This is a genomic window from Nostoc cf. edaphicum LEGE 07299, from assembly GCF_015207245.1.
GTDB classification, from domain to species: Bacteria; Cyanobacteriota; Cyanobacteriia; order Cyanobacteriales; family Nostocaceae; genus Nostoc; species Nostoc edaphicum_B.
This window is the reverse complement of record NZ_JADEXF010000287.1, coordinates 1-5,664: the sequence shown is the minus strand read 5'-3', so window position 1 is coordinate 5,664 and position 5,664 is coordinate 1. Positions and strand designations below refer to the sequence as shown.

The window sequence follows — 5,664 nt, the reverse complement described above, 5'->3', positions numbered from 1 at the left end:
TTTTGCAAGTTGCTCTTTGATTTCTCTATGTCTGGGAACAGCTTGAGAAATTTTTGTTATTGGATTCTGATACCAATCATGTTTGCCACCATGACGAACGAAGATACAACCCATTTCTTCAATCTTACTGATTAAATCTCTTCGTTTCATGAAACTTCAAGTTCTGCAACTCTACGAATATTTTGGATATTTCCACTTGTTAATTCACTGTAAATATCGAGTAAATTTTCTCTTAACTCCTCTTCAGTTTCACCCTGAGTCCAATAGTCAGGATATTCTTCGAGATAACCTAACCACATATCATCATCTTGCCAGTAAATGTATTTCTTCTTTGTCATGTGCCTATTCACTGCCTTTTTCTGAACTATCGAATTACTGAACTATCCGCCAAAAAAAGAGTCTAAATTAGACTCTTAAAAAAAACTTAGGGGCGGACATTTGCCCACCCCGATTAAAATCAGGTAACACCAAAGACAATCACTAAGCCCAAAACCGCCCCAAACACAATCAAGGCATAGAATTGAGCGCGACCGTTTTCTAGGTACTTCAGACCTTCACCACTGACAAGGGTGAAAAAGCCTGTGAGGTTAACAGCACCATCGACAACGCGGAAGTCAACTTCCATAACTTGTCTGGCTACACGACGCAATCCGAGAACAAAAACCCGATGGTAAATGTCATCAAAGTACCACTTGTTGAGGGATAACTCGTAAAGTGGTTGGATTTTAGCAGCGATCGCACCTGGGTCAATTTTACGGCGCAAATACATCAGCGAAGCCAGGGTAATCGCAATCAAAGAAATTCCGACTGAGGCACCCGCCATGATGTAGAATTCCGTCGGATTGAACTCGGAAGCCTTTTCTATAACTTCGGAGAGAGTTTCGCTAGGAGGAAAGATAAACTCTTCAAAATAATTGGCGTAGGGAGTTCCCACCAAACCAATCAAAATCGAAGGCACAGCCAACAGTGCCAACGGCAGCGTCATTGTCCACGGCGATTCGTGGGGGGAGTCGCTGTGATGCCCGTGGGAGTCATGGGAATCATGATGCTGACTAGTTGCCGCCAATTCTCCTTTCTTCATCGCCCCAGGCCCGAAATTCGGGACTGGTTCTTCTGACTCTAATTCCAGGACAATTGTGGCCGCAGCTTTTTTAAGTTTTTCCTTGATTTTCTCGTCAGTACCTCGGAATTTGCCTTCAAATGTCATGAAATACATTCTGAACATATAGAAAGCTGTAATCCCGGCAGTTAGCCAGCCGATAAACCAGAGAAATGGGTTAGCCTCAAAAGCGTTACCCAAAATTTCATCTTTTGACCAGAAACCAGCAAAGGGTGGAATACCAGAAATTGCCAAGCAACCAATTAAGAAGGTGGTTGCTGTGACAGGCATATACTTTCGCAGTCCACCCATCAAGCGCATCTCTTGCGCTAAGGCGGGGTCGTGTCCAACGACACCTTCCATACCGTGAATTACAGAACCTGAACCCAAGAACAGCATCGCCTTGAAATAGGCGTGGGTCATGAGGTGGAATAGTCCAGCACTGTAGGAACCTATTCCCATTGCCATCACCATGTAACCAAGTTGGGAAATGGTAGAGTAAGCCAAGCCCTTTTTGATGTCGTTTTGGGTAATGGCAATGCTAGCCCCCAAAAACGCCGTAAACGCTCCAGTAAAGGCAATGACATTCATTGCAACTGGAACGCCTTCAAATACTGGGTACATCCGGGCAATCAGGAAAACACCAGCCGCCACCATTGTTGCCGCGTGAATCAAGGCAGAAATGGGGGTGGGGCCTTCCATTGCATCTGGTAGCCAGACGTGGAGGGGGAATTGGGCTGATTTTGCTACTGGGCCTAAGAAAACTAAAATCGCAAACAGGACAGCAAGAAAATTGCTGATGGAACCTGATTCGACAAGTTGGGCGAGGCGATCGCCCATGATATTAAAATCAAAGCTTCCTGTTGCCCAGAACAGCCCCAAAATGCCGAGTAATAGACCAAAGTCGCCCACCCTATTGGTTACAAACGCTTTTTGAGCGGCATCTGCTGCTGACTTGCGATCGTACCAAAAACCGACCAGCAAGTAGGAACACATCCCGACCAGTTCCCAGAATATATAAATCTGTACTAGGTTGGAGCTGACCACCAGACCTAACATTGAGGAGCCAAACAAACTGAGATAGGCGTAAAACCTCACGTAACCGGGATCGTGAGCCATGTAGCCATCGGTGTAAACCATGACTAAGCAGGCTACCGTTGTGACAATCACCAGCATTAGGGCTGTCAGGTGGTCAATAGTGTAGCCCATGCTCAGGTGGAAATTACCTGCTGCCGCCCACTCAAAGGTGCGAATATAAGACGGGTGTCCTTGAATTTGACTCCAGAGCAAGGCAAACGACAGCCCCATAGCTGCTGCCATCATGGAGATAATCACCACAGCGTTAAGCTGGCGGAGGCGGTTTGTCACCTGATTCAACGAGATTAACCCTAGACCGACCAGCATTGCCCCAAAAAGAGGGAACACCGGAATCAGCCAGGCATACTGATAGATTACTTCCATCACTGACGCCTACTTTTAGAATTCTTGATTAGCGTGTCGAAACTGTTAATAATTGTGACTACACCCTTTAGGATAAAATAACCCACCCAAGACTGATTGGGTGGGGTATTAAGCATGGTTTTAGATTTGGTCATTGGTCATTGGTCATATGTCATTGGTCATTTGTCCAATGCCCCATGCCCAATTCCCCATGCTCCATACCCAATATCCATCAGGCCGATCGACATTCTAAGTCCACTGTTTTTGAACTTTTGTAGATTTTGGGGTAATTGCTGTAGCTGGCTTTAATCTCTTCTAAAGCTAGACGTAAATCTTCTCTACCGCGAAAGCATTCCAAGCGATGGCGAATAGTGCCATTTTCAATCAATAGTAAAGTGGGTAGTGATTTTAGCCTATAGGTAGTAGACAATTTAAAATTTTGATCGGCGTTAACCCCGACTAATTTAATTTCATCGCCGCACTGGGACTGAAATTGCAACAACAGCGGGTGGATAACTCGACACAAGCCACACCAAGGTGCTTCAAAGTTAACTAAAACAGGAATAGGAGATTCTAAAACTTCTTGAGTAAATGTCCGCTCACTAACCGACAACACCATGACGCCTCTTGGATTATAAGGTTTTTATATCAAACTAGCTATCAGTACTGAATTGAGTAGTGCTGAGTTCCGAGTTCTGGTTGCTGAGTAGAAGTCCATAACTAAAACTAGCGGATTGAATGAGGAACTCGTTTATTTTTCTTTTAGAGTAAAGGGGGGATTGGGACTAATTGCCAAGCAATGAATACTAAGTTGCTTGCTTTTACTCAGGACTCAGAACTCAGCTACTACTTCAGTGGAAGATTGGCAAGTCAGTAACTGCCGATAGATACATTCAGGACACAGAAGAATTGGCAAAAATTGAGTGCGTTAATGTGTCTCTGACAGAAAAGCCACCTTAGAAGTCGCGTTGGCTTTTTTGGATGTTTAACTCCTGATTGCCTTGACTGCATGGGGATTTGACTGAATCTGCCACTTTCTTTCAAGGAAAGGCAACTGACCAAAGACTGCCAATATAAAATCTCAAGCTGACTGAACGCACCCTCCACTGAAATAGATGTTTTAATTTATCCTACATTGATTTGGGGCAATTGATAAGCTGAAATTTCCCTCTATTTCGGATTTTCTGCTGACACTGGGGATCGTCTAAAGTTACCATCCTATCCTACTAGTTGCTTCCATCAACAGAGGGTGCGACCACCAAAGCAAAGCTATAAAAATGGCAACTCCCAAATAGGAAGGGCGAATAAATTCCTGCCATTTGAGAGATTGACGCCCGTCGAGAATTGCTTTAAAGGGAATAATTGAAGTCCGCTGTTTGGCAATTTCAAAAGCTTCCCCATAGCGATCGCTCAAACGGCGATCCCCGTGCCAAACCCCAAACAAGTGATGCAATATCAATCCAATGGAAGTCACAAGGGTAAAGGTAGTACCCAGCCAGAGAGTATGGGCAACACACCAAATTATTTGTCCTACCATCTGGGGATGACGGGTAATCCGAATAATTCCTGTTTCGTAAAGATGAACTTGGGGCTTTTGAATAGCAGCAATTTCTAGTAGATTGAAGGTAGCAGGATATAAAAACAAAAACGATATTGCTGACAGCAGCCAAACAAATTCTCGCACTCCTGGCACTCCTTGTACCTGCCAAATTTGCAAACCATCATAACGGTGTCCAAAAAAGTAAATAATTAATATCACAGCCAACGGTAGGCTGACTAATGCAAAGAGAATGCGATAAAACCTTGGCCCAATGTATTTTTCTGCCCAAGGGCGTAAAGCAGCGCCTCCACTGTGAGCGATCGCAAAAACTATTTGTAACCCCAATATGACAAAATGACTGGGTGTCAACCAAGAAATCAGCAGCATATACACAGGTGAAGTAATTTAAAGAAAACTGAATTCAGTACAACCAATACCACAAAGTATTCAAAAGGGGACTTTAGTCAAGATGTTGTGCTACTGTCTTTTTCGAGTTAAGACTTCAAGTTTAATATGCAACAAATCATGTCCGGCTGATTGCTGCCAAACCGGATTTATTATTACGTGCATCTGCTCCTTTAAAAGTTTGTGGGTTGAGCCTTATGTCTGACCTTCCTTTCACTTTAGATCAGTTACGTATCCTGAAAGCGATCGCCCAAGAAGGAAGCTTCAAGCGTGCCGCTGATAGTCTTTACGTCTCCCAGCCTGCCGTTAGTTTACAAGTCCAAAATCTCGAACGGCAACTCGATGTCCCCTTATTCGATCGTGGAGGGCGACGCGCCCAATTAACTGAAGCCGGGCATCTACTCTTAAACTACGGTGAAAAAATCCTCAGCCTCTGTCAGGAAACCTGCCGCGCCATCGAGGATTTACAAAATCTCCAAGGTGGCACTTTGATTGTCGGTGCTTCTCAAACCACCGGCACTTATCTTTTGCCCAGAATGATCGGTATGTTCCGACAGAAATATCCAGATGTGGCAGTGCAATTACACGTTCACTCTACCCGACGGACTGCTTGGAGTGTCGCTAACGGACAAGTCGATCTGGCAATTATCGGCGGTGAAATTCCTGGCGAACTGTCAGAATCTTTAGAAGTGATTCCTTACGCTGAGGATGAACTAGCGCTGATTTTACCTGTCTTTCATCCCTTTACCAAACTTGAAAAAATCCAGAAAGACGACCTGTATAAATTACAATTCATTGCCCTAGATTCCCAATCGACTATCCGCAAAGTCATTGACCAGGTGCTAGTACGCTGTGAAATCGATACCAGACGTTTTAAAGTTGAAATGGAATTGAATTCCATTGAAGCGATTAAAAATGCTGTGCAATCTGGTTTAGGGGCTGCCTTTGTTTCAACTAGTGCGATCGCTAAAGAGTTACAAATGGGCGTTTTGCACCGTACTCCCATTGAAGGCGTTGTCGTCAAACGGAACCTGTGGCTGATTTGTAATCCCAATCGCTATAGATCCAAAGCCGCCGAAGCCTTTAGTCAAGAAATTTTGCCCCAGTTTGCTAACCCAGGATGGAATCAAGATGTGTTAAAATTAACACAAAAAAGTCTAGTGTTAACTACATTGGAGGT

The 5,664-nt window shown here is 44.2% G+C and carries 6 protein-coding genes; 1 reads left to right on the top strand and 5 read right to left on the bottom strand.

The annotated features are described in order from the left end of the window. From IQ229_RS10685 to IQ229_RS10665, 5 genes are all read right to left on the bottom strand, one after another. The coding region (locus tag IQ229_RS10685) for a type II toxin-antitoxin system HicA family toxin (protein WP_194043528.1) at nucleotides 1–150 on the bottom strand (150 nt) is incomplete at its 3' end. Then, nucleotides 147–338 (bottom strand): type II toxin-antitoxin system HicB family antitoxin, encoded by a 192-nt coding sequence (locus IQ229_RS10680; protein WP_118162850.1) that lies wholly within the window; start codon nucleotides 336–338, stop codon nucleotides 147–149. The genes IQ229_RS10685 and IQ229_RS10680, both read right to left, overlap by 4 nt. 119 nt (nucleotides 339–457) lie before the next feature. Continuing rightward, the gene (locus IQ229_RS10675; RefSeq protein ID WP_194043526.1) at nucleotides 458–2,560 is read right to left on the bottom strand and encodes an NAD(P)H-quinone oxidoreductase subunit 5; all 2,103 of its coding nucleotides are present in this window, start codon (nucleotides 2,558–2,560) and stop codon (nucleotides 458–460) included. 211 nt (nucleotides 2,561–2,771) lie between these two features. Further along, nucleotides 2,772–3,158, bottom strand: a complete 387-nt coding sequence (locus IQ229_RS10670) for a thioredoxin family protein (RefSeq protein WP_194043509.1) — start codon at nucleotides 3,156–3,158, stop codon at nucleotides 2,772–2,774. A gap of 591 nt (nucleotides 3,159–3,749) precedes the next feature. Further along, nucleotides 3,750–4,466 carry an NnrU family protein gene (locus tag IQ229_RS10665; RefSeq protein ID WP_194043508.1) on the bottom strand — a complete coding sequence of 239 codons (717 nt, stop codon included), beginning with the start codon at nucleotides 4,464–4,466 and terminating at the stop codon, nucleotides 3,750–3,752. Between the two features lie 215 nt (nucleotides 4,467–4,681). Here IQ229_RS10665 and IQ229_RS10660 point away from each other — a divergent pair. Then, a partial coding sequence (locus tag IQ229_RS10660) for a LysR family transcriptional regulator (RefSeq protein WP_194043507.1) occupies nucleotides 4,682–5,664 on the top strand: 983 nt, incomplete at its 3' end.

Coding starts and splice junctions, on each gene's coding strand:
- IQ229_RS10680 (WP_118162850.1), bottom strand. CDS start 338: ATGACAAAGAAGAAATACATTTACTGGCAAGATGATGATATGTGGTTA.
- IQ229_RS10675 (WP_194043526.1), bottom strand. CDS start 2,560: ATGGAAGTAATCTATCAGTATGCCTGGCTGATTCCGGTGTTCCCTCTT.
- IQ229_RS10670 (WP_194043509.1), bottom strand. CDS start 3,158: ATGGTGTTGTCGGTTAGTGAGCGGACATTTACTCAAGAAGTTTTAGAA.
- IQ229_RS10665 (WP_194043508.1), bottom strand. CDS start 4,466: ATGCTGCTGATTTCTTGGTTGACACCCAGTCATTTTGTCATATTGGGG.